The organism is Mesorhizobium sp. B2-4-15 (genome assembly GCF_006658505.1).
Lineage (GTDB): Bacteria > Pseudomonadota > Alphaproteobacteria > Rhizobiales > Rhizobiaceae > Mesorhizobium.
The window spans coordinates 69,224-92,340 of the sequence record NZ_VFUZ01000018.1 but is presented as its reverse complement, the minus strand read 5'-3'; the positions used below and the strand labels follow the sequence as shown (position 1 = coordinate 92,340).

Here is a 23,117-nt window from a genome sequence, read left to right as displayed (position 1 = left end):
GGATCATCGGGGTGTTTGCCTTGCTTATGTCAAAAAGTGAAGCGCTCTCGCGTGCCAACCGGGACGGGGTTTTGTCCGAGGCGCGCAAGCGCGAGATCCTGACCGACCTGCGCGAAGGCTTCTTTCGCACCTGTGCCCTGGCCTGCGCGGGACTGTTTGTCTTCCGCGGCGTCCATCAACTCCTGGAGGATCCGACCCGGCTCAACACCGCGCTGGTTGCGATTTCCGAGATACTCACCTTCACCTGGCTGCTTTTGTCGCGGCGTCCGGTGACGCGTGACTGGAATCCGCTTGCGGTCATCGTCTCCGTAACCGCAAGTTTTGGAGTAGCGTTGATCAGCCTCAAACCTGGCATCGCGCTTGTTCCGGTCTACATCGCTGCACCGCTGCAGTTGATCGCGTTGTTGTTTGTCATCTGGGGCAAGATATCGCTGGGCCGCTCCTTTGCCATCCTGCCTGCCAATCGCGGCGTGATGACGGGCGGCGCCTACAGGCTTGTGCGGCACCCGATCTATGCCGGCTACCTTGCCGGACACGTGCTCTACCTGCTGTCGGCCTTTTCCTTCCACAATCTCGCGGTCTATGCGGTCATCACCTACATGCAGCTGTATCGAATCCTGCGCGAGGAGGCCCTGCTGGTCGCCGAGCCGGAGTATCGCGCCTATATGGAACGTGTACGCTACAGGCTGTTCTACCGGATATTCTGAAGGGGTTAGCCGACCTGGTTGGGTCGGATTGGCCAACAGCGCTTCCCCGCCATGCTCGAAATGGATCGATTGGTCGCCTTCCAGCGACCGACACGCGATTTTGGCGCTATCCGCGCCGCGAAGCCGTCGGCCCGAGCTTTCAAGCGCACTCTCCTGGCCTCCGGCCGGTCGGAAAGCCCGCCGCTCCAGGCGGCCTTTCCGCGTCATTGGGTCTTCTCAGGTCGCCCCGAATGATCGCTCCTCGCCTTCGATCCGCAGCCTATCACAGCGCCAAGAGGGTGGAGCTAGCCATTTGCCGACGAACCCTTCTTGCTTGGCGATGCCTCGCGGGGCGGAACGGTAAGGCCGCTCGAGCGTTCTCATCTTCGAACATCGCAGCAAGCGATGTCTAACCGGCGCATGAGCGCACACAGGAGCGGGAATCATGAGCTTAGGCACCATACTCATCATCCTTCTAGTCATTGCGTTACTTGGCGGCTTCAGCGGGCTCGGTGGCGGGCCGTTCTACGGAACCGGCTATTATGGCGGCGGTGGACTCGGGCTTTTGCTGCTGATCATCATCATCCTTGTCGTGCTCGGACGCATCTAAGGGCGCGATCCGTGGGTGATCGCGATTTCGTGATCGTATTGATATCGTTGCGCACCGGATTGTGATGAAAAAAGCCGGCTTGTGATCCTGTGTCACGCGAGATTCAGGTATGCTAGTGGCGGTCCACACCCCCGTGGAAACAAGAGGAGAGGGTCCCACCCCTTATCCTCCTCCAAGGCCCGCCCCGGCTTCCCGGAGCGGGCTTTCTTTTTCTCCGGACGACTATGTTGACGCCTTGCCGGCCTTGAGCGCCGCGGGATGCCCGAGTGTTGCCTGCTCGGCGGCGGCTGCCTGCCAGTCCGTGCTCTCGGCTTGCCTGCGTTGTGCGGGCATTCATTCCTTGCTCGTTGACAGAGCTGTCGCGTCAGAGTAGTGAACAGGATTATACAGGTTCACTGGACAGGTGCCCATATGAAGCGCGGCGCGATTCAGCTCTCTCCCGGCACGGGCAAGCCCGAGCAGATCGCCACCGTTCTGGAGCATGAAATCCGCTCCGGCGTGCTCGGCTTCGGCGATCGCCTGCAAAGCGAGAATGAACTGGTCCAGCGCTTCTCCGTCAGCCGCAATACGGTCCGCAAGGGCCTCGAGGAACTGTCAAGCCGTGGGCTGATCACCACCAAGGTCGGCATCGGCTCCTTCGTCACTTTCGACGGAAAGCCGGTCGACGACGCGATCGGCTGGTCGCGGGCGCTGGCCAATGCTGGCGCCAACGCCGAGACAAGGACGCTGCGGCTCGAGGTGATCGAAGATGCGGAGCTTGCCGCGCTGCTTGAGATCGAAAGCCCGTCCTTCATCGCCGTCGATCGTGTACGCACCAATGCAAGCGACGGTCATGCGATCTCCATCGAGCGCAGCCGCCTGCCGCTGTCGCCGGAACTCGAAGACGTTCCGCTGCGCGGCCTGCGTGAGGGATCGCTGCACCAGACGCTGCGCGCCGCCGGACTCGTGCCTGATCATGGCGAGGAATGGATCGGGATCGAGATGCTGAATGCCGAGGACGCGGCCATCCTCGGCTGCCCTGAGGGCACGCCGTTCCTGCGTGGTCGCAGGTTGACCCGCGCCGCTGATGACCGGCCGATCGAATATGTCACCAGTCTGCTCAACCCCGCGCATTTCGCGCTGCATATGAGGTTCTGAGCAATGTCGGACAAACGCACGGATATGATCGACCGCGCCATGGGCGCTCTCATCGGTGGAGCGCTGGGAGATGCGCTCGGCATGCCGACGCAGCTTCTGTCGCCGGCGCGGATCGCCGAGCTCTACGGCCACGTCGAGGATTTCGTCGCGCCCGTTGCCGACCATCCGGTATCGAAGGGGCTGGCGGCCGGGACCATCACCGACGATACCGAACAGGCGCTGCTGCTTGGCCGCATCCTCATCGAATCCGGCGACCGCTTCGACCATACGCGCTGGGTCAATGCGCTGCTCGACTGGGAGCGTGATGTCAAGGCGCGCGGCAGCTACGATCTGCTCGGGCCGTCGACCAAGCGCGCCATCGATGCCATCAACAATGGTGTGCCAGCCGAGGACGCGGGGCGTGGCGGCGACACCAATGGTGCGGCCATGCGCATCGCGCCGGTCGGCATCATGATGCCGGTCGAAGCGCTGGAGGCTTTGGTCGCCAAGGTGGCCGAGACCTGCCGGGCGACACACAACACCTCGATCGCCATTGCCTCTGCCGCTGCCGTCGCGGCCGCTGTCAGCCGCGGCGTTTCCGGCGGTGACTGGCGCGCCGCCTCCGACAGTGCCGTCGCGGCGGCGGGGCGAGGGGCGACGCTCGGCTACTGGGTGACCGGCGGCGATATCGCCGCACGTATTGTCTGGGCGCAGGATCTGGTGCGGGGCAAAGCGACGACGGACGCGATACGGCTGATCACCGACCTGGTCGGCACCGGCGTCGCCAGCCAGGAGTCCGTTCCGGCCGCCTTCGCTGTGCTGGAAGTCGCGGGCGGCGATCCCTGGCAAGCGGCGGTCGTCAGCGCCAATCTCGGCGGCGACACCGACACGATCGGCGCCATTGCGGCCGGCATGGGCGGCGCCTGCACGGGCTTCGCGGCCTTGCCGCAACAGCATATCGCCAGGCTCGTCGGCCTCGACATTGCCGAGATTCGCACCCTTGCCGGAAATCTTGTCGCGACGCGGATGGCCAAAAATGGCGTGGACAAGACCGGCCCGGGCAAGGACGCGGCGGCATGAGCGGGCGGCTCGTCCATACCGGCAGCGCGGTGGTCGACTACGTCTACCGCATTGACGCCTTGCCGGCGCCGGGCACGGAGAAGACGGCGTCAACCTATGCCCAAGTCGCCGGCGGCGGCTTCAACATGATGGTCGCGGCCAGCCGGACCGGCATGACAGTGGTGTTTGGCGGCCAGCTCGGCAGCGGGCCGAATGGTGATTTCCTGCGTGCCGCCCTTGCCGCCGAGGGCATAGAGACGCTGACGCCGCCATCGCCTGCCATGGACAGCGGCAATTGCGTCGCGATGATCTCAAGCGATGCCGAACGCACCTTCGTGTCCTGGCCTGGTGCGGAGAGCATTCTTAGCCTCGGCATGATGGCGCCCGTGGTTGTCTTACCGGGCGACTGGGTGTTCGCCTCGGGCTATACGCTCAGCTATACCGGGAGCCGCGAGGCGCTCACCGACTGGATCGAGGCGCTGCCGGAAGACGTTCCCTTCGTCTTCGATCCGGCGCCCGTCGTTGCGGACATCGCTCGTCCCATCCTGAAGCGTGTTCTGGCCCGTACGACCTGGCTAAGCTGCAACACGACTGAAGCCCGAGAGATCGCTGGTCCAGGCGACGACGTCGAGTCGCTTGCGGCACAACTGCTTGCGGAGCATTGCCCGAAAGCCGATGGCGTCATCATCCGCAGCGCCGCCAAGGGCTGCCATATGCGGTTGGCGGATGGGTCCGCCGAGACCATTCCCGGGTTCAAGGTGGCGGCGGTGGACACCAATGGCGCCGGCGACACTCATATCGGCGCCTTCGTCAGCGCGCTGGCGCGCGGCGTGCCGCCCTTCGAGGCGGCGCGCTACGCCAATGCGGCGGCCGCCATTTCGGTCACCCGCCATGGTGGCTCGTCAGCGCCGACCGACGCGGAGATCCAGATTTTCCTGAGCCAGGTCAACGGTCCTTTGACCGGCACACCTGGCCAGACAAAGAAGGCCCATCAGACAGCCTGACAAGCCCCGGAAGCGGGCAAACACAGAGAGGAACGAACCATGCGCATGCCTGACTTGACTGCACTCTTGACGGCAACCGCCGTCTTCACCTCCGCACTTGCCTTCGCTGCCCAGGCCGCCGAAGAAGTGCATGTCCTCAACTGGAAAGGCTACGGCGCCGATGAACCCTGGGCGGTCGCCAATTTCGAGAAGGCGACCGGCTTCAAGGTGGTCAACGACTTCTTCAACTCCGAACAGGAGATGCTGACGAAGATCAGGACCAATCCGGGTCTCTATGACGTCGTCATGATCAATGCCGCCTTCAACGACCAGGCAATGGCCGAAAAGCTGATCCAGCCGATCGATATCTCCAAGCTGCCGAACTATGCCGACATCAGCAAGGACAAGGCCGGGTCGCCGATGCTCGATCATGATGGCAAGGTCTACGGCGTGCCGTGGGTCTGGGGCCTGACGGCGCTCGCCATCAACGAAAAATCCTTCGACAAGCCGCCAACGTCGATCGCCGAGATGTGGAATCCGGCGCATAAGGGCCGCGTCATCATCCGCGACGACGCTGTCGAGGCGGTGCAGTTCGGCGCCATCGCCACCGGCCAGAATATCAACGACATCAAGGATATGGATGCGGTCAAGACCAAACTGACCTCGCTGATGCCGCAGATCAAGACCTTCTGGAGTTCGGAGAACGACTGGAACCAGATGGTCGCCTCCAACCAGATCGACATCGGCACTTACTGGAGCGGCTCGGCCGACCGCGCCAAGACCCACTTCAAGCTGCCGGTCTCACTGGTCATCCCGCAGGAAGGCGCTGTCGCCTGGCTCGACGCCTTCTCCATTCCGGTCGGCTCCAAGAATGTCGCCGGCGCCGAGGCTTTCATCAACTACATGATCGACCCGAAATTCTATGTCGAATGGGTCACCAAGGTCGGTGCTCCGGTCTCGGCCAACACCAAGGCGGTGGAAGCGCTGCCGGAGGATGCCTTCAACCGCAAGGTGATGGGCGACCCTGCGGTGGCCAAGCGCATCCAGTTCCAGGCGCCGATCACCGACGCCCAGCGCGAAGCCTATCTGGCGCTTTGGCAGCAGCTCAAGGTCGATGTGAAGTAAAGTTCACGTCTGGACCAGCCGGCGGCTCGCGCCGGCTGGTTCCTCAATCCTGGGGAGGAGGGTTCTCATGGCAGCGCAGGGTGCGATCGCGTCGCACAACGGGCTGAGAAAGGCGTTGCCGTGGCTGGCGCCTGCCTATCTCTGGCTGACCGTGGCGATCTTCCTGCCGCTCTCGGCGATGGTCTTCTTCTCGTTCATGACCGACCTGCCGCTGTCGGGAAAGCCATGGGCATTCACGCTTGGCAACTATGCCGCCTTCTTCTCGCAGAGCCTCTATCTGACATTGCTGCTGGCCTCGCTGCGCCTCGGTCTCGAGGTGACGCTGTGGTGCATCATCATCGGCTATCCGGCGGCCTACGTGCTGGCCAAGGTACTGAAGGGCAGAAGCCGCGAGGCGATTTTCCTGCTCGTCATCCTGCCGTTCTGGTCGAACGGGCTGGTGCGCATCTTCTCCTGGGCGATGGTTTTGCGCGAGGGCGGCATCCTCGACACTGCGCTCAATGCCGTGCTGCCGTTCAAGATCAACATCGATCTCATGTATTCCTATCCGGCGGTCATCATCGGGCTGGTGCACTCCTATGTGCCCTATATGGTGCTGACCTGTTACCTGACCCTCCAGGCAATCGATGACTCGCTGATCGAGGCCGGGCGTTCGCTCGGCGCCTCGCGGCTTCAGGTGCTGAAGCGGGTGATCATCCCGCTGTCGATGCCCGGCCTTGTGGCGGGCGCCGCGCTGATCTTCGTGCCGGTCGTCGGCTCCTTCATGGAGCCGCGCATCCTCGGCGGACGCACCGGCACTTTTTACGGCACCGTTATCGAGGACCAGTTCGTCGCCGTGTTCAACTGGCCGCTGGGGGCTGCTCTCTCCTTCATCCTGCTGGCTGTCGTGCTGGTCATCCTGGCGGTTGCCTCGCCGGTGCTGAAGAGGGCCAACTGATGATGATCACCCGCATCCTGGAATGGTTCGGCCGGCTCTATATCTTCATGCTGCTCGCCTTCCTCTACCTGCCCATCATCATCATGGCGCTGATGTCGTTCAATGTCTCGCCCTTCTACCAACTGCCATTCGAGTGGACGACGGACTGGTATGCCTCGCTCTGGCAGAACGACCAGCTGATCTCGGCCACCTGGAACAGTCTCGAGATCGCCGTCATCGCCACCATCATCTGCGTGGTTCTCGGCACGGCGGCGTCGCTGGCACTCTTTCGCTATGAATTTCGCGGCAAGAAATTGCTGCAGGCGCTGCTATTCCCGCCGATCGCCATTCCATGGCTGATCACCGGCACGGCGATGCTGATCTTCTTCTTCGGCGTCGGCATCGGGCGCGGCCTGTTCGCCATCCTGCTCGGCCATGTCGCGCTGGCGCTGCCCTATGTCATCGTCGTCGTCTCGGCGCGGCTGCAGACCTTCGCGCCGGAACTGGAAGAGGCGGCGCGTTCGCTGGGCGCCAACCAGTGGCAGGTGACCAATCGCGTCACGCTGCCCTGGATCATGCCGGGCGTGATCGCCGGCGGGCTGTTCGCCTTTGCGGTTTCGTTCGACCAGTTCGTCGTCTCCTACTTCCTGTCGACGCCGGGACAGACGACGCTGCCGGTCGAAATCTATGCCGCGATCCGCAAGGGTTTCACGCCCGAGATCAATGCGGTCTCGACCATCATCATTGTCGTGTCGATGGCGCTGATGCTGCTCACGGCGCGCTTCTTCAAATTCGGCGGAGAGAAATAATGGCCGGCGTGCAGGTATCGAACGTCTCGCGCAGCTTCGGCGCGCACAAGGCGCTGGACGATGTCTCCATCGATTTCGCCGATGGCGGCTTCTATGCGCTGCTTGGGCCGTCCGGCAGCGGCAAGACCACGCTGCTGCGTCAGATCGCCGGTTTCGACTTTCCCGACTCGGGCCGTATTTCCATCGGCGGTGAGAGCGTCGAGCGGGTGCCGGTCGAGAAGCGGCGCATCGGCATGGTGTTCCAGAACTATGCGCTGTTTCCCAATATGAGCGTTGCCGACAATGTCGCCTTCGGCCTGTCGGTGCGCGGCGAGGCGAAGGCGGTGATCGCCACCGAAGTGCAGCGCGCACTGGATCTCGTGCAACTCGGCAAGCTTGGCGCCCGGCGCCCGCATCAGCTCTCCGGCGGCCAGCGTCAGCGCGTGGCGCTGGCGCGTGCCATCGTCACCAAGCCGCGCGTGCTTTTGCTCGACGAGCCATTGGGCGCGCTCGACAAGGCGTTGCGCGTCGACATGCAGATCGAGTTGAAGCGCATCCAGCGCGAGATCGGCATCACCACCATCTTCGTCACGCACGACCAGGAAGAGGCGCTGACGATGAGCGACCGCATCGGCATATTGCGCGACGGGCGGCTGGTGCAGGAAGGGCCGCCGGAGGAGATCTACGACCGGCCAAAGAGCGAATTCGCCGCCACTTTCCTCGGCGACGCCAACATCTTTCGCGGCGACGCGACCGGCAACGGCATTCGCCTGCCGGATGGCACGGCGATCGCGGCCGATGTGGGCGACCGGCTTGCTGCCGGCGCCAAGGCGAGTTGCGCGGTGCGGCCCGAGCGCATCCGCATCGCGGCCGATCCCGGGGTTCTGGACGCCGCCAACGCCAACGAATTGCGAGGGCAGGTCTCCAAGCGCATCTTTGCCGGCAACAACAGCACCTATTTCGTCGAGCGTGCCGGCCAGACGCTGAAGGTCATCGTGCAGAACACCGGCATGGACCGGCTGGCGGAAGGGCAGGACGTGGTGCTGCGCTGGTCGCCGGAGAGCACGGTGCTGATCGCGGCGGGATAGTTGGCGCTGTAAATAGCTGCAACTATTGGCGTTCCTTCGCGCCCCCCTCTGTCCTGCCGGAGATCTCCCCACGAGCGGCGAGATCGGCTGTTGTTGCCGGTTTCGCGGAAATTCCACGTTGCAAAAAGTGCAATAAGGCCGAAGCTGCCCATCTCCCCTTGTGGGGGAGATGCCCGGTAGGGCAGAGGGGGCGCTGTCCCGCCATGCTGTCGAGTAAGCTGCTGGAGTACCGATGACTTTGGAATTGACTGTCGGAGATCAATCCATGCTCGACGGCGAGCAAGGTCCTTCGGCCGCTGCCGCGATGAAAATCCTCGTTGCCTTTTCCAACGCGGTAGGCGCGCATGGCCTCCTCGATGTTTCGGGCGCCCACATCGATGGCTGCCTTTATCACGGCAAGGCGGGGCTCGATTTCGTCGAACGGCTGGTCGAGGGCGGTGGCCGCGTGCTGGTATCGACGACGCTCAATGTCGGCTCGTTCGACCTCATCCATCCAGGCATGGTGAAGATGGCGGCAGCGGAGGAAGTGCCAGCGCGGCGGCTGATGAAGGCGCATCTGGAGCTTGGCTGTCAGGCGACCTTCACGTGCGCGCCCTACCAAACGCGCTTTCGGCCTAGCTTCGGCCAGCAGATCGCCTGGGGTGAATCCAACGCCATCGTCTTCGCCAATTCGGTGATCGGCGCGCGCACCAACCGCTATGGCGACTTCATCGATCTGTGCTGCGCCATGACCGGACGCGCGCCGGCCTGGGGCCTGCATCTGAGCGAAAACCGGCGCGGCCGCATCCTGTTCGAACTGGCGGTTGCCGATCCGGAACCGAGCGACAGCCTGTTCGTCGGCGTCGGGCTGATCATCGGGCAAGCGAGCGGCGATCGTGTTCCGGTTATCACTGGCCTGCCGCAACCGCGCGACGAGGACCAGTTGAAGGCGTTGGGTGCCGCGGCGGCAACGACAGGTGCTGTGGCGCTGTTTCATGCGGTCGGCATCACGCCGGAAGCGGGAACGCTTGATGACGCATTCCAGGGCATGCCGCCCGAGGAGACTATCCGCATCAGCCGTGCCGACATCGATCATGCTTTGGCCAGGCTGTCTGGAGTGGCCGACGGTGCGCCGCTCTCGGCCGTGTCGCTGGGCACGCCGCACTTCTCCCACGAAGAATGGGCGCGCCTGTTGCCCATGCTGCGCGAGGTCGCGCCGGGCAGGGGCATTCCGATCTATGTCAACACCGGGCGGGCGACGCTGACGCGACTGCAGGAGGAGGGCGCGCTTGATGGCATGGAGGCGTTCGGCCTGATCCCCGTCGCCGACACTTGTACCTATGTCACAGCGATTCTCGAACGGCTCGACGGCGTGGTGATGACAAATTCCGGCAAATGGGCGCATTACGCGCCAGGCAATATCGGCGTGACTGTCGCTTTCGCCGAGATGAGGGATTGCATCCGTTCCGCCGCTGTCGGACATGTCGTGCGGAGTGTGTTATGACGATGCCGGTGGAAACGGAAGTTGTCGAGCGATCCGGTACATTCCAGCTGGCCGGCACCGCGGAAGGGCAGGCCTTGGTGTTTTCGCAGCCGCTCAGCTTCTGGGGCGGCGTCGATGCGGAGTCGGGCGATATCATCGACCATTCCCATCCCGGTCTCAGCCAGAATGTCGCCGGCAAGATCCTGGTCATGCCGAGCGGGCGGGGCTCATCCTCCTCGTCCTCGGTATTGGCGGAGGCGATCCGCAGGGGCATGGCACCGACCGGAATTCTCATTGAGCGGCCGGACCCGATCCTGGCCGTCGGCGCCATCGTGGCGGAGTTCCTTTACGGGATCAGCATGCCGCTGGTGGTGTGTGATATTGCCGGCATTGTTTCTGGTGAGCGGATTTTCATCGGTGTTGATGAGGATGGCAAGGCGATCGTCCGCTTTGTCGATGCCGCGGTCGCCGAGGGAGCAGCGGTCCAATAAGGGCAGACATCGCCTCGCGATTTTCGACGCCGCGCCCAACTGAGCCGGCCTTTTTGCTTTTAACCTTCACGGCTTTCACCTCCATTGTCCTGATGGGAAATGATGGTGCAGGCCTTGGCCGATGCCGGGGCCATCGCGTTATATCCAGTCCTCGACGGGAGGACTGGATGGCGAGCATGGGATTCGAGCCGGACGTCAAGGTGCGCGTCAGGGAATACCGGATCGGCTGCGTCGGCGGCGGCATGATCATGGCCGAGTGCCACCTGGCCGCTTATGCGCAAGCCGAATTTCCAGTGGTGGCGATCGCCTCGCGGACGAAGGCCAGCGCCGAGAAGGTGGCCACACGCTGGGGTATCCCGACCGTGCACGACACGCCGGAGCAGCTGATCGAAGACAATAATGTCGAGATCGTCGACCTTGCCTTTCCTCCCGACCAGCAGCCGGCGTTGATCCGTCATGCGCTGAAGCAGAAGCACATCAAGGCGATCCTGGCGCAGAAGCCGTTGGCGCTGTCGGTCGAGGAAGCCGTCAAGCTGCGCGACGAGGCGGCAACTTCAGGCAAGATCCTCTCGGTCAACCAGAACATGCGCTACGACCAATCCATGCGCGTGCTGAAGCAGATCATCGATACTGGCGCGCTCGGCGACATCGTCTTCGCGCAGATCGATATGCATGCGATCCCGCACTGGCAGGCCTTCCTCGCCGATTACGACCGGCTTACACTTGCCAATATGAGCGTGCATCATCTCGACGTGCTGCGCTTCCTGTTCGGTGATCCCCTGGAGATCACCACGCTGACGCGCAAGGATCCGCGCACGACGTTCGAGCACTCCGACGGCATCACGGTGTCGACCTTGCGGTTCCCTTCCGGCGTGCTCGCCGTGTCGCTGGAGGATGTGTGGTCCGGTCCGCGTCAGCAGGGCTATCGAGACGATCAGCACATCAACTGGCGTGTCGACGGCACAAAGGGTGTCGCCAAGGGCACGATCGGCTGGCCGACTGGCGTGGCTTCGACCTTGACCTACGCCTCGACCGAAACGACCGGCGGTGAATGGGTCAGCCCAAGCTGGGATACGATGTGGTTCCCGCACGCCTTCATCGGCGTGATGGAGCAGCTTCAATATGCCGTGAAGACCGACACGCCACCGGCGCTGTCGGTCGCCGAGAACGTCAAGACCATGGCTCTGGTCGAAGCCGGTTATCGCTCGATGGCGGAAGGTCGCACTGTCAGGCTCGCCGAAATCTCGACCGACTGAACATCCTGCCGCCGATTAGCGTGGCGGCTGAATCGCTTACCGGGAGGACTTCACCCCATGATGCAGGCAGGTATCTTTACAGGCTATTTCCCTTACGAGCTGGAGGAGGCCGCAAGGCGCATCCGCACGCTCGGTTTCAACACAGTACAACTCGACCTGCATTTCAGGGATATCGACCTGTCGGCCGGGCAGATCACTGGGGACAAGGCGAAAAAGGTTCGCGATACATTCCGCGACCATAATCTGCCGGTCTGCTGCATTTCAGGCTACACCAACATCATCCATCCCGACAAAGCCGAGCGCGAAAGGCGCGTCGGCTATCTCAAGGAGATCATCCGCAACGCGCGCGATTTCGGCTCGCCCTATGTGATCTCCGAAACCGGCACCTACAACACCGAATCCGACTGGGTGCATCATCCCAAAAACAAGACCGAAGAGGGGTTCGAGGAATGCCGCAAGGTGATCTCCGACCTTGCCCGGACGGCCTATGACCACGGCGCGGTGTTCCTGCTCGAAACCTATGTCAACAATGCCGTCGGCTCGGTCGAGGAGACGGTGAAAATGTTCGCGCAGGTCGATCACCCCGGGCTCGGCCTGCTGATGGACCCGACCAATTATTTCGAGGCTCACAACATAGATCGCATGGACCAGGTGCTGAACCAGGTGTTCGACACGCTGACGGACAAGATCAGGATCGCGCATGCCAAGGACGTCAAGCGCTCGGGCGGCGACAAGTCGGAGAAGCATGCCGACATTGGCGACGAGAACGCCCATGAAGGGCTGACATTCCGTGGTGTCGGCGAGATCGAGTTGCCCGCACCTGGTCTAGGCTCGCTCAACTACGACCTCTATCTCAAGCGGCTCAGCGAGAAGCACCCGAACATCCCGGTCATCATCGAGCATCTGACCGAGGATGACGTGCCGCGCGCCAAGACATTTCTGGACGGGAAATTCCGCGCCAACGGCCTTTGAGGCCAGCGGGAGAAGACGATGGCGAAGCGCGACTACAGCCTGGTCGGCGAAAGCACACGGATCGCGATCGAGACCGGGCTTGCCTCAGCCGAGTGGTACCACACCGATGTGCCGCGCAAGGTGATGAAGGAGCTGATGCAGCGCTCCGACGGCCCGGCGATCCGCGAGACGGCGATCTGGCTCGCGGCGATCCTGGGCTCCGCCGCCGGGATCGTCTGGTTCTGGGGCTCGTGGTGGGTGGTGCCGTTCCTGTTCGTCTACGGCGTGCTCTACGGCTCGTCGAGCGACTCGCGCTGGCACGAATGCGGCCACGGCACGGCGTTCCGCACGCGCTGGATGAATGATTTCGTCTACCACATCGCCTCCTTCATGCTGATGCGCAATCCCGTGCAATGGCGCTGGAGCCATGCCCGCCACCACACCGACACCATCATTGTCGGCCGCGACGCCGAGATCGCCGTCATGCGTCCGCCGGACCTGCTGAAGGCGGCGCTGGCCTTCACCGGCATTCTCGACTTCCGCTATTCGCTGCCGACGCTGGCGCGTCAGGCCTTTGGCCGACTGTCCGATGAAGAGAAGAGCTATATCCCCGAGATGGAATGGGCAAAAGCTGTGGGGGCCGCCCGCTGGCATATCGCGATCTATGTCGCAACGATCGCTCTCGCCATCGCCCTGCGGTCATGGGTACCCCTGGTGCTGATCGGCCTGCCGCGCCTTTACGGCACCTGGCACATGGTGCTGACGGGTCTGCTGCAGCATATCGGCCTTGCCGACAATGTCGTCGATCACCGGCTCAACACCCGCACCGTCTACATGAACCCCATCAGCCGGTTCATCTACTGGAACATGAACTACCATGTCGAACACCACATGTTCCCGATGGTGCCGTACCACGCGCTGCCAAGGCTGCATGAACTGATCAAGCACGATTTGCCGGAGCCGAACCCGTCTATGTGGCATGCCTATCGCGAGGTCTGGCCGGTGCTGCTCAGGCAGTTGAAATACGAGGACTATTACCTCAAGCGCGAATTACCACCGACGGCCAGGCCCTATCGCGGCGAGTTCCACGAGGTCGATATGTCGGCGGCGGCCGAGTAGCGATCACCAATGTCCTGAGGAGACCGAGATGGCCGATTGGGTTGAAGCGTGCGCTGTGGACGACGTCGAGGAAGAGGATGTCATCCGCTTCGATCATGGTGGCCGTACCTTCGCGGTCTACCGTTCGCCAGATGACGAGTTCTTCGCCACCGACGGCTACTGCACGCATGAGAAGGCGCATCTGGCCGACGGGCTGGTGATGGACGACATTATCGAATGCCCCAAACACAATGGTCGCTTCAACTACAAGACCGGCCACGCCAGGGGCGCGCCGGTCTGCGTCAATCTCAAGACCTATCCGGTAAAGATCGAGGCCGGTAAGGTGATGATCGAGATCGACTGATCGGCCGACATGGCCTCCCGCCCACACAACGAAGGAACAAGTTCGATGAGCCGAAAGAGACCGACCGTCGCCGATCTGCGCGCGATGAAGGGTAAGCGCCAACTGACCATGCTGCGCGTGCTGACCCTGGACGAGGCCGAGGCCGCCGAACGGGCAGGGGTCGACATCGTCTCGGTGCCGCCCGAACTGGTGCTCAACCCGCAATACCGCGATGCGGCACCCAGCCTGTTCACCATGCCGGGCGAGAATTTCTTCGAGATCGGCACGGCGGATGATTTCGTCCGCTGGGCCTTCCGCCTCTACAAGGCCAGCGCCGACGCGGTCTATTGCAGCGCCGGCTATGCCACCATCAAGCGCATGGCGGACGATGCCATTCCCGTCATCGGCCATGTTGGCCTCATCCCGTCGCGCGCGACCTGGACAGGCGGCTTCAAGGCTGTCGGCAAGACCGCCGATACCGCCATGCAGGTCTTTGAAGCAGTGAAGCAACTTGAAGCGGCGGGCGCCGTCGGCGCCGAGATCGAGGTTGTGCCGGCCGAGGTGGCCAAGGCGATCTCTGAGCGGACATCACTCATCATGCTGTCGATGGGAGCGGGCACGGGCTGCGACGCGCAATATCTGTTCGCCGAGGACATTCTTGGCCAGAACCGTGGCCACATGCCCCGCCACTCCAAGGTCTATCGCAACTTCGCCGCCGAGTACGACCGGCTGCAAGCGGAGCGGGTGGCGGCGTTCTCCGAATATGTCGCCGACGTCAAAAGCGGTGCCTATCCCGAGGACAGGCATATCGTGCATATGGATCCGGCCGAGCTACGCCTGTTCCTGGACAAGGTCGGCCTGACGTAAGCTCGGCTGCCAGGAGCCACCGGCGAGCGCGGCATGGAGCGCTTCGGCGTCTATGCCGAGCGGCCTGTCCTCCTTCAGCGCCGGAACCAGCGCGCGGATCGCGGTGTGGACGGCCGATGTGCGTGGTGCCAGCGTCAACCCTTCACGCAGGTCAACGGCCTGAGCGGCGGCCATCAGTTCGAAGGCGATCAGCCGCCGCCACAGCGCGATCATCCCGGCGCATTTCGCAACGGTCAGGGGTGACTGGGTCGCATGATCCTCGACCCCTTCGGAGACAGGCAGGAAATCGAGCATAACCGGATTGGCCTTGTGGCGGATGGCGGCCAGGATCGATGTCGCCGTCTTTTGCAGCGGCACGAAACCGGCCGACGCACCTCCCACCGGCGACAGATATTTGGGCAGGCCGTTGCGGCCCGAACCGGTGAGCTGGATGAAGCGGGCCACACTCGCCGCGGCGCATTGCGCGATCGCCAGGCTGAGTGTCTCGAAGGCGAGCGAGAGTGCGGCGGTGTGGAAATTGCCCGCAGACATCACCACGCCGTCATCACCCAGCACCAGCGGGTTGTCGGCAGCGGCGTTGAGCTCGATCTCGACGGCCCGCTTTGCCTGACCGATCGCCTCGATCAGTGCGCCATGGATCGACGGCATGCAGCGGATCGATAGCGGGTCCTGCAAGGTGGTGGGCGCGGGCGCCACGTCACGGGCGAGAAGGTCATGCAGCGCCTTTGCGGCCTCCTGCTGACCAGCCGCCGGGCGTGCCATGTGCAGGCGCGGATCAAGGATGGTGCGGTTGGCGCCGATACCTTCCATGGTCAGCGCACCGGCCTGCTGCTGCTGGACAAGGGCTGACAGCGTATCCGTCACCACGAGCGCGCCGCTGCCGGCGGAGACCGCCGAGGCGTTGATCAGCGACAGCCCATCCTTGGGAGCCAGGCTGACAGGGACGAGGCGGGCCATCATCAGCGCCTTTGCCGCCGGCATGCGCCGGCCCTGATAGTCGGCCTCGCCTTCGCCGATCAGCAGGCGGGCGAGCGCGGTCATCAGCACCAGGTCGCCGGCGCCGATGGAACCGAGCGATGGCATCACCGGATGGACTCCGGCGTTGAGGACGTCGACCAAAGCCACGAACACGGCAGGCGAAAGGCCGGAGCCGCCGGCTGAAAGCATCGCTGCGCGCGCGACCATGGTGGCGCGGACAGTCTCGATCGGCAGCGTTTCGCCGACCGCTCCGCTGCGCCCTTCCAGCAATTGGCGCTGGAAAACGCTGGCGTCGCCTTCGACCGTCGTGCCGAGATTGGCGCCAAGTCCGGTGTTCAGGCCATAGATCTGCTGGCCAGAGGCGGCGGCATGATCGAGCACTTTTCGCGCCTTCTCCAGCTTGCCGATGACATCCGACCCGATTTCCACCCTGCGCCCTGCACGGGCGACGGTGGCGACATCGGCAATGCCGACACCGGCCCCGGTGAGGACCAGCGCGCTCATGCGAAGCGCAGCCTCTGGCCGATGCCTTTTTCTCCCGCCTTGGTCAGCATCGCCTTGCCGAGTGCAATGTCGGAGAGCGACAGGCCGCGATGCCAGAACAGAATGGTCTCGTCGTCTCGCTCCCGTCCCGGCTTCAGGCCGGCGGCGATCTGGCCAAGCTCGGCATGCAGCGTCTTTTCGTTCAGCCGCCCGGTCTCGACATGGGCGCGCAGCGAGCCGAACTTGCCTCCTTTACATTGGCCCCAGTCGTCGACGACCATCTTCTGCATGATGTCGGTCAGCGACAGTTCCACCGCGCTCATCGTACCGTAGGGTATCACGAGCGCGCCGGGCTTTATCCATTCGGTCTTGAGCAGTGGCGGCGGTTCCGGCAGCCGCGAGGCCTCGACGACGATGTCGGCTCCCTCGACGCAGCTTTCCCAATCGGCCACCGCCGTAACCGTCTTGCCGAGATCGGCCGACAGTTTGGCGGCAAAGCCGTCGCGGCTTTCTGGGCGGCGCGAATGGACGCGGATCTCGTCGAAGTCGAAGAGATGGTCGAGCAGCCGCACGTTCCAATAGGCCGTGCCGCGCGCGCCGATATGGGCCAGCACCTTGGAATTCCTGCGCGCCAGATGCTTCGCGCCGATGGCGGTGACAGCTCCGGTGCGCATGTCGGTGATGACGGTGGCGTCGAGGATGGCGCGCGGCGTGCCGGTGCGCGGGTCGAACAGATTGAGGATGCCGAACTCGGATGGCAGTCCATGCAGATAATTGTCGACATAATCGCCGACGATCTTCACGCCCGCCGCATCGAGTGGCGCCACATAGCCGCGCAGTACGTTGAAATGACCATGGAAGGACGGGTCGGGTTCGAGATGGACGCGCGGCTCGATCACCGTCTGGCCCTTGCCTTGCGCGACGAGCCCGGCCTCGACCGCGCCGATGATTTCCGCATCGGTCATGGCAAGGGCGTCGATGTCGAGGGCATTGAGATAGTCGATATAGATGGGCTTCATGCGCGCACTGTTCCTCGGGAGCCCCCATTCCCTCCATAACAGGCAAACAGGCGATACGAAAGTTTGTTGGATAATCTATGGACTGAGCCAGCCGGATGCTGTTCAAACCAGGTCGTCATGACTGCTCTTTCCCAAGACGAAGCCCCTTCCCAACCGACGACGACAGCAACAAACGCACGGCGCGTGGCGCTGATCGTTGCCATCGCCTTCTTCATGCAGTTGCTGGATTCCACGATCATCTCGACGTCGCTGCCGCAGATGGGCGCCTCCTTCGGCGTCCCGGCGGTGGCGATGAGCATCGGCATCACCGTCTATATGCTGACCATGGCGGTGTTCGTGCCGCTGTCGGGCTGGCTCGCCGACCGGTTCGGCGCGCGCAACATTTTCCTCGTCGCGATCGCGCTGTTCACGCTCGCCTCGCTCGCCTGCGGCTTCTCGCAGAATCTGACAGAATTCGTCGCCGCGCGCGCCGTGCAGGGCCTTGGCAGCGCGCTGATGACGCCGGTCGGGCGCATCCTCGTCCTGCGCAATGCGTCGAAGTCCGAGCTGCTCAACGCCACCGCTCTGATCACCTGGCCGGCGCTGTTCGCGCCCGTCGTTGGACCGGTGCTCGGCGGCTTCATCACGACTTATTTGTCCTGGCACTGGAATTTCTTCATCAATATCCCGCTTGGGCTGGTCGGGCTGGCGCTTGTCGCCCGCTTCATCCCCGGCGACCGGGAGGCCGATCCCAAGCCACTCGACTGGCCGGGATTTTTCCTGACCTCGCTCGGGCTCGCCTGCCTGCTCTACGGCCTCGAGCGCATCGCGCATCCCGAGGATGGCATGCTGCCAACGGTGCTGCTGATCGCGGCGGGGATCGTCGTAGGCTGGCTGGCGGTGCGGCATCTCTGGCGCGCGCCGCACCCATTGCTCGACCTGTCCTCGTTCAAGGTGCAGACCTTCGCCATCTCGACGCTGGCCGCCGGCACCATCTTCCGGGTGGCGATCAACGCCACGCCGTTCCTGCTGCCGCTTTTGTTCCAGGTCGGCTTCGGCCTCTCGCCCGTCGATGCCGGCATGATGATCCTGGCCTATTTTCTCGGCAATCTCGGCATGAAGACGGTGACGACGCCGACGCTGCGGCGTTTCGGTTTTCGCTCGGTGATGGTCGTCAACGGCATCATCGCCTCGGCCTCGATCATGGCCTGCGCAGCGATCTCGCCGCAGACACCGCAGGCCCTGGTTGTCGTGTTGATGCTGATCGCCGGCCTGTCGCGTTCGATGCAGTTCACCGCACTCAACACGCTGGCCTTCGCCGATATCGCCGCGGCGCAACGCAGCTCGGCGGCGACGCTGTCCTCGATGCTGCAGCAGGTGGCGATGCTGTTCGGCGTCGCGGTGGCGGCGGCGATCCTCAACCTGTCCCTGATCGCCAGGGGTGGGCCAGCACTCGGCCTCGTCGATTTTCGAATCGCCTTCCTCGCGATCGGCGCCATCGGGCTGGTGGCGGCGCTGCGTTTCCTCGTGCTGCCGCAAGGGGCAGGTGCCGAGGTTTCCGGCCACGCGGCGAGGAATTGAAATCGAATTTTTCCAGTCGACGCGGAGGTGAATTCCGCACCGGCCGTTCGCCTTGATGCGGTGCTTTCGCGCATGCCCGATCTCGTCAACAATTTCTAGCGCGGGCTGGCCAATTATCCGGTGTCGACGGCGAATGGTTGCTCCTACTGTGTCCACTCGCACGCGGCGGCGGCGCGGGCCAAGGGCATGACCGAGGCCCGGCATGGCGAGTTGGTCTCGATCATCGGGCTGGCCGCCCAGACCAATCATCTTGGTTACGGGGATGCAGATTCCGGTCGATCCGCAAAGTGAAATGAGGCTTCCCATCTCCCACAAGGGAGAAGGGAGCAGCATCCACGCCGCCAGCCGGCCGATATGCATGGCGGGAACATTTGTCCCCATGTTGTTAAGGAAGTGACATGTAACGGCACTATGGAAGCCTCACGCGAAGTTGGTCGCCTGGGGTTCTCCGGCGTCGGCTCTCGCAGTGGAGCCGTCATGAAAATCGTTCAGATCACCGACACCCATTTCAGCCCGACCAAGCCGCACTTCAACGGCAATTGGCAGCCGCTGGCCGCCTGGATCGAGCAGAGCGGCGCCGACCTTGTCATCCACACCGGTGACCTCAGTGTCGACGGCGCCGACAGGGACGACGACATCACCTTCTGCATGGATATGATGCAGGAAATCTCGAAGCCGATGCTGATCGTGCCCGGCAATCACGATGTCGGCCATCTGCCCGGATCGCTGCAGCCGGTCAATGCCGGGCGGCTCGATCGCTGGCGCCGGCTGGTCGGCCCCGACTACTGGATGGAGGACGCCGGAAGCTGGCGGCTCGTCGGGCTCGACAGCCTGCTGATGGGCTTCGATGATGCCGAGGAAGGGGCCCAGTTCGAATGGCTGCGGACCGTGCTGGAAAGCCGCGGCGACCGGCGCGTCGCGCTCTTCGCCCACAAGCCGCTCTTTATCGACGAACCGGGTGAAGGCGATACCGGCTATTGGAGCGTCCGCCCGGCACACCGCCAACGCCTCTACGATCTGATCGCCGCTCATGATGTCGCCCTGTTTGCAAGCGGTCACCTGCACCGGGCGTGGCAAGGCAAATACGCCAACACGTCGCTGGTGTGGGGCCCGTCGGCGGCCTTCGTCGTCGGCGACATGGAACGCGACATGCCGGGCGAGCGGCTGCTTGGTGCAGTCATGCATGATTTCGGCGACACGGTCTCCAGCGAGATCGTCGCTATTCCAGGCATGACCATTCACGTCCTCGACGATGTGGTCGAGGAGGTCTATCCGCACGAGGCGCACAAGGTTCGCAAGAAGGTCGCATCATGAGCGCGCTCTCGCTTCGCGGCCTGAAGAAGTCGTTTGGCGGCAACGCCATCCTGAACGGCGTCAGCCTCGATGTGGAACCCGGCGAGTTCATCGCTCTCGTCGGTCCTTCGGGCTGCGGCAAGAGCACCTTGCTGCGTATCCTGGCAGGGCTCGACCATGCCGACAGCGGCGAAATCGTCGTCGGCGGCAAGGACATGTCGCCGGTCGCCGCGGCCGACCGCAACATCGCCATGGTGTTCCAGTCCTACGCGCTCTATCCGCATCTCACCGCCGGCCAGAACATCGCGGTTCCCTTGGCCATGAAGCGGCTGAGCGGGGCGCAGCGCTTGCCGGTGATCGGCTCATTGCTGCCTGGCCAGAAGGATATTCGCGCCGGTATTTCACGCGACGTCCGCGAGATGGCGACTGTCTTGAAGATCGATCATCTGCTCGACCGCAAGCCGGGGCAGATGTCGGGTGGCCAGCGGCAGCGCGTGGCGCTGGCTCGCGCCATGGTGCGGCAGCCCAGCATCTTCCTGATGGACGAACCGCTTTCCAACCTCGATGCGAATCTGCGCGTCCATGCGCGCGGCGAGATCGTCGAATTGCACCGCCGCGCCGGCGTGCCGACGCTCTATGTGACGCACGACCAGGCCGAGGCACTTTCGATGGCCGATCGTGTGGCGGTGATGATCGGCGGCAATCTGCTGCAGCTGGCCGCGCCCGATGTGATCTATAACGATCCCGCCCATATCGAGGTCGCGCGTTTCGTCGGCCAGCCGAGGATCAACATCGTCCAGGCGCAGGCCGAAAGCGGCCGCGTCGGCTTCGAGGGGATCCGGCTGGCCCTGCTGGAAAAGGTGGCGACCGGCCCGGTCAGCCTCGGCATCCGGCCTGAGTTCGTGAAGCTGTCACCAAACGGGCGGAGCGGCATTGCCGGGCGTATCGAGCGTCTCGAATTCCTCGGGTCGGAAGTCATTGCCCATTGCCGGCTCGACGCCTCTGGCGAGACCGTCATCGCCAAGCTCGTGCCGCACGAGGCGAGGGAACTGATCGCGGGAATGCCGGTGGGCGTCCTTGTGTCCATCGAGCAGGCCATGGTCTTTGGGCCGGAGGGAAGGCGCCTGCGCATCGCCGGCACGACGGGCGCGCGGCAGGAGCCGGCCTATGTCTAGCGTTGCGGTGGCGGGCAACGTCCCGAGTGCCGCCGCTCTTCGGCAGCGCAGCGAAGACCGGACCGCCTGGCTTCTGGCATTGCCGGCCATCGTGCTGTTGCTGTTGTTCGTGCTCTTGCCCGTGGCCGCCGTGATCTTCCTCGGCTTCACAGATTTCGAACTCGGCTATGGCAAGTTTCGCCTGGTCGGCTTCGAGAATTACGCGCATCTGCTGGGCGACCGCACCTTCCGCAGATCGTTGTGGAACACATCGGTCTATACGGCGATCGTCGCGCCGGTCTCGATCGTCCTCGGCCTGGGCGTCGCCCTGCTGATCGAAGGCGAGGGGCGCGCGCGCGGCTTCTTCCGCACCGTCTATTTCCTGCCCGTCGCCTCGCTGATCGTCGCCATGGCGACTGTCTGGCAATACATCTTCCACCCGACGATCGGGCCGCTCAACGCGCTGCTTTCGCTGGCCGGCATTCCCGGCCCGAACTGGCTCGGCGCGTCGAATACCGTCCTCTACAGCCTGTCGATCATCGGAATCTGGCAGTCGGTCGGCTTTAACATGGTGCTGTTCCTGGCCGGCCTGACGGCGATCCCGCGCGAGCTCTACGCCGCTGCTCACGTCGACGGCGCGAGATCGGCGCTCGACCGGTTCTTCCTGGTCACCTGGCCGATGCTCGGACCGACGACGCTGTTCGTCGTCACCATCAGCATCACCAATGCGGTGAAGGTTTTCGAAACTGTGAAGATGCTGACCGATGGCGGCCCCAACAAGGCCTCCGAAGTGCTGCTCTTCACCATCTACCAGGAGGGTTTCGTCTATCTGCGCGTCGGCTACGCCTCGGCGATGACCGTCGTCTTCCTGGCGATTCTGGTCGTGCTGATGCTTCTGCAGTACCGCGTGCTCGACCGGCGGGTGCACTACACATGAGAAGCACCGCCATCCCCGCAGGCCGCATCATCCGCTTCGGGCTGCTTTCGCTTGGCGCGCTGATGATCCTCGCGCCCTACATCTTCATGATCTCGACGGCGGGCAAGACGCAGAGCGACATCTTCACCTCGTCGCTGTCGCTCTTGCCCCAGCATTTCTACTTCGCCGAGAATTTCGCCAAGGCGCTGAACAAGGTGCCGATGGCAACGCTTTTGTGGAACGGCGTGGTGGTGTGCGGCCTGATCTTCTTCTTCCAGGTCGCGGTCGCGATCCCTTGCGCCTACGCCATGGCCAAGCTGAAGTTCCGGGCCGCGCGGCTGATGATGGTGCTGGTCATGCTCGGCCTGCTGGTGCCGATCCATGCGACGGCGCTGCCGCTTTATGTCGCCTTCGACAGGCTGTCCCTGCTCAACAGCTACACCGCGCTGGTGGCGCCGTTCACCATATCGGTGTTCGCGATCTTCATGTTCCTGCAGTTCTTCCGCGCCATGCCCGACGACCTGCTGCACGCGGCACGGCTCGACGGAATGTCCGAGCTCGGCATCGTCGCGCGCGTCATCGTGCCCAATGCATGGCCGGCCGTCACCGCATTCGCGATCTTTTCCGTCGTTGCGCACTGGAACGATCTCTACTGGCCGCTGATCGTCGTCAGCAAGCAGGCCTACGCCACGCCGCCGCTCGGCCTGATGTATTTCCGGGCCGCCGAGGCCGGCGACGACTATGGCGCGCTGATGGCCGCCACGCTGATCATCACCCTTCCTCTCGTCGCCGCCTTCCTGCTCGCGCAGAAGCGGTTCGTCGAGGGGATCACCATGACCGGTCTCAAAGGCTGACCGGACCAACAACAAGGAGCA

At 63.6% G+C, this 23,117-nt stretch carries 23 protein-coding genes and 1 pseudogene; 22 read left to right on the top strand and 2 right to left on the bottom strand.

The genetic code is table 11. From position 1 onward, the window contains the following. The first annotated feature begins 26 nt into the window (after positions 1–26). From FJ930_RS20875 to FJ930_RS20800, 16 genes are all read left to right on the top strand, one after another. On the top strand, positions 27–707 hold the full coding sequence (locus FJ930_RS20875; protein ID WP_246676969.1) for an isoprenylcysteine carboxylmethyltransferase family protein: 681 nt from the start codon (positions 27–29) through the stop codon (positions 705–707). 424 nt (positions 708–1,131) lie between these two features. Further along, positions 1,132–1,296, top strand: coding sequence for a DUF3309 family protein (locus FJ930_RS20870; RefSeq protein WP_140741709.1), 165 nt, complete (start codon positions 1,132–1,134; stop codon positions 1,294–1,296). 411 nt (positions 1,297–1,707) lie between these two features. Then, positions 1,708–2,433, top strand: a complete 726-nt coding sequence (locus FJ930_RS20865; protein ID WP_140741711.1) for a GntR family transcriptional regulator — start codon at positions 1,708–1,710, stop codon at positions 2,431–2,433. A gap of 3 nt (positions 2,434–2,436) precedes the next feature. Beyond that, positions 2,437–3,492, top strand: coding sequence for an ADP-ribosylglycohydrolase family protein (locus tag FJ930_RS20860; RefSeq protein WP_141839930.1), 1,056 nt, complete (start codon positions 2,437–2,439; stop codon positions 3,490–3,492). Continuing rightward, a complete protein-coding gene (locus FJ930_RS20855) occupies positions 3,489–4,475 on the top strand; it encodes a PfkB family carbohydrate kinase (RefSeq protein WP_141839929.1) in 987 nt (328 codons plus the stop codon). Before FJ930_RS20860 ends, FJ930_RS20855 begins: the two co-directional genes overlap by 4 nt. 39 nt (positions 4,476–4,514) lie before the next feature. Further along, entirely contained in the window at positions 4,515–5,579 is a 1,065-nt protein-coding gene (locus FJ930_RS20850) for an ABC transporter substrate-binding protein (RefSeq protein WP_141839928.1), read from the top strand. A 67-nt stretch (positions 5,580–5,646) separates the two neighbouring features. Further along, the gene (locus FJ930_RS20845) at positions 5,647–6,516 is read left to right on the top strand and encodes an ABC transporter permease (protein ID WP_141839927.1); all 870 of its coding nucleotides are present in this window, start codon (positions 5,647–5,649) and stop codon (positions 6,514–6,516) included. Further along, positions 6,516–7,304 (top strand): ABC transporter permease, encoded by a 789-nt coding sequence (locus tag FJ930_RS20840; protein WP_141839926.1) that lies wholly within the window; start codon positions 6,516–6,518, stop codon positions 7,302–7,304. The genes FJ930_RS20845 and FJ930_RS20840 overlap by 1 nt, the downstream gene beginning before the upstream one ends. Beyond that, positions 7,304–8,371, top strand: coding sequence for an ABC transporter ATP-binding protein (locus tag FJ930_RS20835; RefSeq protein ID WP_141839925.1), 1,068 nt, complete (start codon positions 7,304–7,306; stop codon positions 8,369–8,371). The genes FJ930_RS20840 and FJ930_RS20835 overlap by 1 nt, the downstream gene beginning before the upstream one ends. 232 nt (positions 8,372–8,603) lie before the next feature. Further along, positions 8,604–9,854, top strand: a complete 1,251-nt coding sequence (locus FJ930_RS20830; protein WP_141839924.1) for an aconitase X — start codon at positions 8,604–8,606, stop codon at positions 9,852–9,854. Beyond that, positions 9,851–10,324 (top strand): DUF126 domain-containing protein, encoded by a 474-nt coding sequence (locus tag FJ930_RS20825; RefSeq protein ID WP_141839923.1) that lies wholly within the window; start codon positions 9,851–9,853, stop codon positions 10,322–10,324. Before FJ930_RS20830 ends, FJ930_RS20825 begins: the two co-directional genes overlap by 4 nt. Before the next feature lie 167 nt (positions 10,325–10,491). Further along, positions 10,492–11,580: a Gfo/Idh/MocA family oxidoreductase gene (locus tag FJ930_RS20820; RefSeq protein ID WP_141839922.1), complete on the top strand. Its 1,089-nt coding sequence runs from the start codon at positions 10,492–10,494 to the stop codon at positions 11,578–11,580. Between the two features lie 57 nt (positions 11,581–11,637). Further along, positions 11,638–12,552 carry a sugar phosphate isomerase/epimerase gene (locus FJ930_RS20815; protein WP_141839921.1) on the top strand — a complete coding sequence of 305 codons (915 nt, stop codon included), beginning with the start codon at positions 11,638–11,640 and terminating at the stop codon, positions 12,550–12,552. Positions 12,553–12,570: 18 nt separating this feature from the next. Beyond that, positions 12,571–13,650, top strand: coding sequence for a fatty acid desaturase family protein (locus tag FJ930_RS20810; protein WP_141839920.1), 1,080 nt, complete (start codon positions 12,571–12,573; stop codon positions 13,648–13,650). A gap of 28 nt (positions 13,651–13,678) precedes the next feature. Continuing rightward, positions 13,679–13,993 carry a MocE family 2Fe-2S type ferredoxin gene (locus FJ930_RS20805; protein ID WP_141839919.1) on the top strand — a complete coding sequence of 105 codons (315 nt, stop codon included), beginning with the start codon at positions 13,679–13,681 and terminating at the stop codon, positions 13,991–13,993. A gap of 45 nt (positions 13,994–14,038) precedes the next feature. Then, positions 14,039–14,839, top strand: a complete 801-nt coding sequence (locus FJ930_RS20800; RefSeq protein WP_141839918.1) for a 3-methyl-2-oxobutanoate hydroxymethyltransferase — start codon at positions 14,039–14,041, stop codon at positions 14,837–14,839. Here FJ930_RS20800 and hutH read toward each other — a convergent pair. Together hutH and FJ930_RS20790 are read right to left on the bottom strand one after the other, a co-directional pair. Next, a complete protein-coding gene (gene hutH, locus FJ930_RS20795) occupies positions 14,804–16,321 on the bottom strand; it encodes a histidine ammonia-lyase (RefSeq protein ID WP_141839917.1) in 1,518 nt (505 codons plus the stop codon). The genes FJ930_RS20800 and hutH overlap by 36 nt on opposite strands. Further along, a complete protein-coding gene (locus FJ930_RS20790) occupies positions 16,318–17,319 on the bottom strand; it encodes an ornithine cyclodeaminase family protein (protein ID WP_141839916.1) in 1,002 nt (333 codons plus the stop codon). The genes hutH and FJ930_RS20790 overlap by 4 nt, the downstream gene beginning before the upstream one ends. Before the next feature lie 117 nt (positions 17,320–17,436). Between FJ930_RS20790 and FJ930_RS20785 the strand changes: the two genes are divergently transcribed. From FJ930_RS20785 to FJ930_RS20760, 6 genes and pseudogenes are all read left to right on the top strand, one after another. After that, entirely contained in the window at positions 17,437–18,879 is a 1,443-nt protein-coding gene (locus FJ930_RS20785; RefSeq protein ID WP_141839915.1) for a DHA2 family efflux MFS transporter permease subunit, read from the top strand. 27 nt (positions 18,880–18,906) lie between these two features. Continuing rightward, positions 18,907–19,177 (top strand): annotated as a pseudogene (locus tag FJ930_RS20780) (carboxymuconolactone decarboxylase family protein); the annotation flags it as partial. Between the two features lie 179 nt (positions 19,178–19,356). After that, positions 19,357–20,193, top strand: coding sequence for a metallophosphoesterase (locus tag FJ930_RS20775; RefSeq protein ID WP_141839914.1), 837 nt, complete (start codon positions 19,357–19,359; stop codon positions 20,191–20,193). Then, positions 20,190–21,347 (top strand): ABC transporter ATP-binding protein, encoded by a 1,158-nt coding sequence (locus tag FJ930_RS20770; RefSeq protein WP_141839913.1) that lies wholly within the window; start codon positions 20,190–20,192, stop codon positions 21,345–21,347. Before FJ930_RS20775 ends, FJ930_RS20770 begins: the two co-directional genes overlap by 4 nt. Beyond that, the gene (locus tag FJ930_RS20765; RefSeq protein ID WP_141839912.1) at positions 21,340–22,263 is read left to right on the top strand and encodes a sugar ABC transporter permease; all 924 of its coding nucleotides are present in this window, start codon (positions 21,340–21,342) and stop codon (positions 22,261–22,263) included. Before FJ930_RS20770 ends, FJ930_RS20765 begins: the two co-directional genes overlap by 8 nt. Then, complete coding sequence (locus tag FJ930_RS20760; protein WP_141839911.1) at positions 22,260–23,096, top strand: carbohydrate ABC transporter permease; 837 nt, start codon at positions 22,260–22,262, stop codon at positions 23,094–23,096. Before FJ930_RS20765 ends, FJ930_RS20760 begins: the two co-directional genes overlap by 4 nt. Positions 23,097–23,117 lie beyond the last annotated feature (21 nt).

Bases quoted from the DNA above. Each gene is read 5' to 3' on its own strand.
- FJ930_RS20875 (WP_246676969.1), top strand. From the start codon at position 27: ATGTCAAAAAGTGAAGCGCTCTCGCGTGCCAACCGGGACGGGGTTTTG.
- FJ930_RS20870 (WP_140741709.1), top strand. From the start codon at position 1,132: ATGAGCTTAGGCACCATACTCATCATCCTTCTAGTCATTGCGTTACTT.
- FJ930_RS20865 (WP_140741711.1), top strand. From the start codon at position 1,708: ATGAAGCGCGGCGCGATTCAGCTCTCTCCCGGCACGGGCAAGCCCGAG.
- FJ930_RS20860 (WP_141839930.1), top strand. From the start codon at position 2,437: ATGTCGGACAAACGCACGGATATGATCGACCGCGCCATGGGCGCTCTC.
- FJ930_RS20855 (WP_141839929.1), top strand. From the start codon at position 3,489: ATGAGCGGGCGGCTCGTCCATACCGGCAGCGCGGTGGTCGACTACGTC.
- FJ930_RS20850 (WP_141839928.1), top strand. From the start codon at position 4,515: ATGCGCATGCCTGACTTGACTGCACTCTTGACGGCAACCGCCGTCTTC.
- FJ930_RS20845 (WP_141839927.1), top strand. From the start codon at position 5,647: ATGGCAGCGCAGGGTGCGATCGCGTCGCACAACGGGCTGAGAAAGGCG.
- FJ930_RS20840 (WP_141839926.1), top strand. From the start codon at position 6,516: ATGATGATCACCCGCATCCTGGAATGGTTCGGCCGGCTCTATATCTTC.
- FJ930_RS20835 (WP_141839925.1), top strand. From the start codon at position 7,304: ATGGCCGGCGTGCAGGTATCGAACGTCTCGCGCAGCTTCGGCGCGCAC.
- FJ930_RS20830 (WP_141839924.1), top strand. From the start codon at position 8,604: ATGACTTTGGAATTGACTGTCGGAGATCAATCCATGCTCGACGGCGAG.
- FJ930_RS20825 (WP_141839923.1), top strand. From the start codon at position 9,851: ATGACGATGCCGGTGGAAACGGAAGTTGTCGAGCGATCCGGTACATTC.
- FJ930_RS20820 (WP_141839922.1), top strand. From the start codon at position 10,492: ATGGCGAGCATGGGATTCGAGCCGGACGTCAAGGTGCGCGTCAGGGAA.
- FJ930_RS20815 (WP_141839921.1), top strand. From the start codon at position 11,638: ATGATGCAGGCAGGTATCTTTACAGGCTATTTCCCTTACGAGCTGGAG.
- FJ930_RS20810 (WP_141839920.1), top strand. From the start codon at position 12,571: ATGGCGAAGCGCGACTACAGCCTGGTCGGCGAAAGCACACGGATCGCG.
- FJ930_RS20805 (WP_141839919.1), top strand. From the start codon at position 13,679: ATGGCCGATTGGGTTGAAGCGTGCGCTGTGGACGACGTCGAGGAAGAG.
- FJ930_RS20800 (WP_141839918.1), top strand. From the start codon at position 14,039: ATGAGCCGAAAGAGACCGACCGTCGCCGATCTGCGCGCGATGAAGGGT.
- hutH (WP_141839917.1), bottom strand. From the start codon at position 16,321: ATGAGCGCGCTGGTCCTCACCGGGGCCGGTGTCGGCATTGCCGATGTC.
- FJ930_RS20790 (WP_141839916.1), bottom strand. From the start codon at position 17,319: ATGAAGCCCATCTATATCGACTATCTCAATGCCCTCGACATCGACGCC.
- FJ930_RS20785 (WP_141839915.1), top strand. From the start codon at position 17,437: ATGACTGCTCTTTCCCAAGACGAAGCCCCTTCCCAACCGACGACGACA.
- FJ930_RS20775 (WP_141839914.1), top strand. From the start codon at position 19,357: ATGAAAATCGTTCAGATCACCGACACCCATTTCAGCCCGACCAAGCCG.
- FJ930_RS20770 (WP_141839913.1), top strand. From the start codon at position 20,190: ATGAGCGCGCTCTCGCTTCGCGGCCTGAAGAAGTCGTTTGGCGGCAAC.
- FJ930_RS20765 (WP_141839912.1), top strand. From the start codon at position 21,340: ATGTCTAGCGTTGCGGTGGCGGGCAACGTCCCGAGTGCCGCCGCTCTT.
- FJ930_RS20760 (WP_141839911.1), top strand. From the start codon at position 22,260: ATGAGAAGCACCGCCATCCCCGCAGGCCGCATCATCCGCTTCGGGCTG.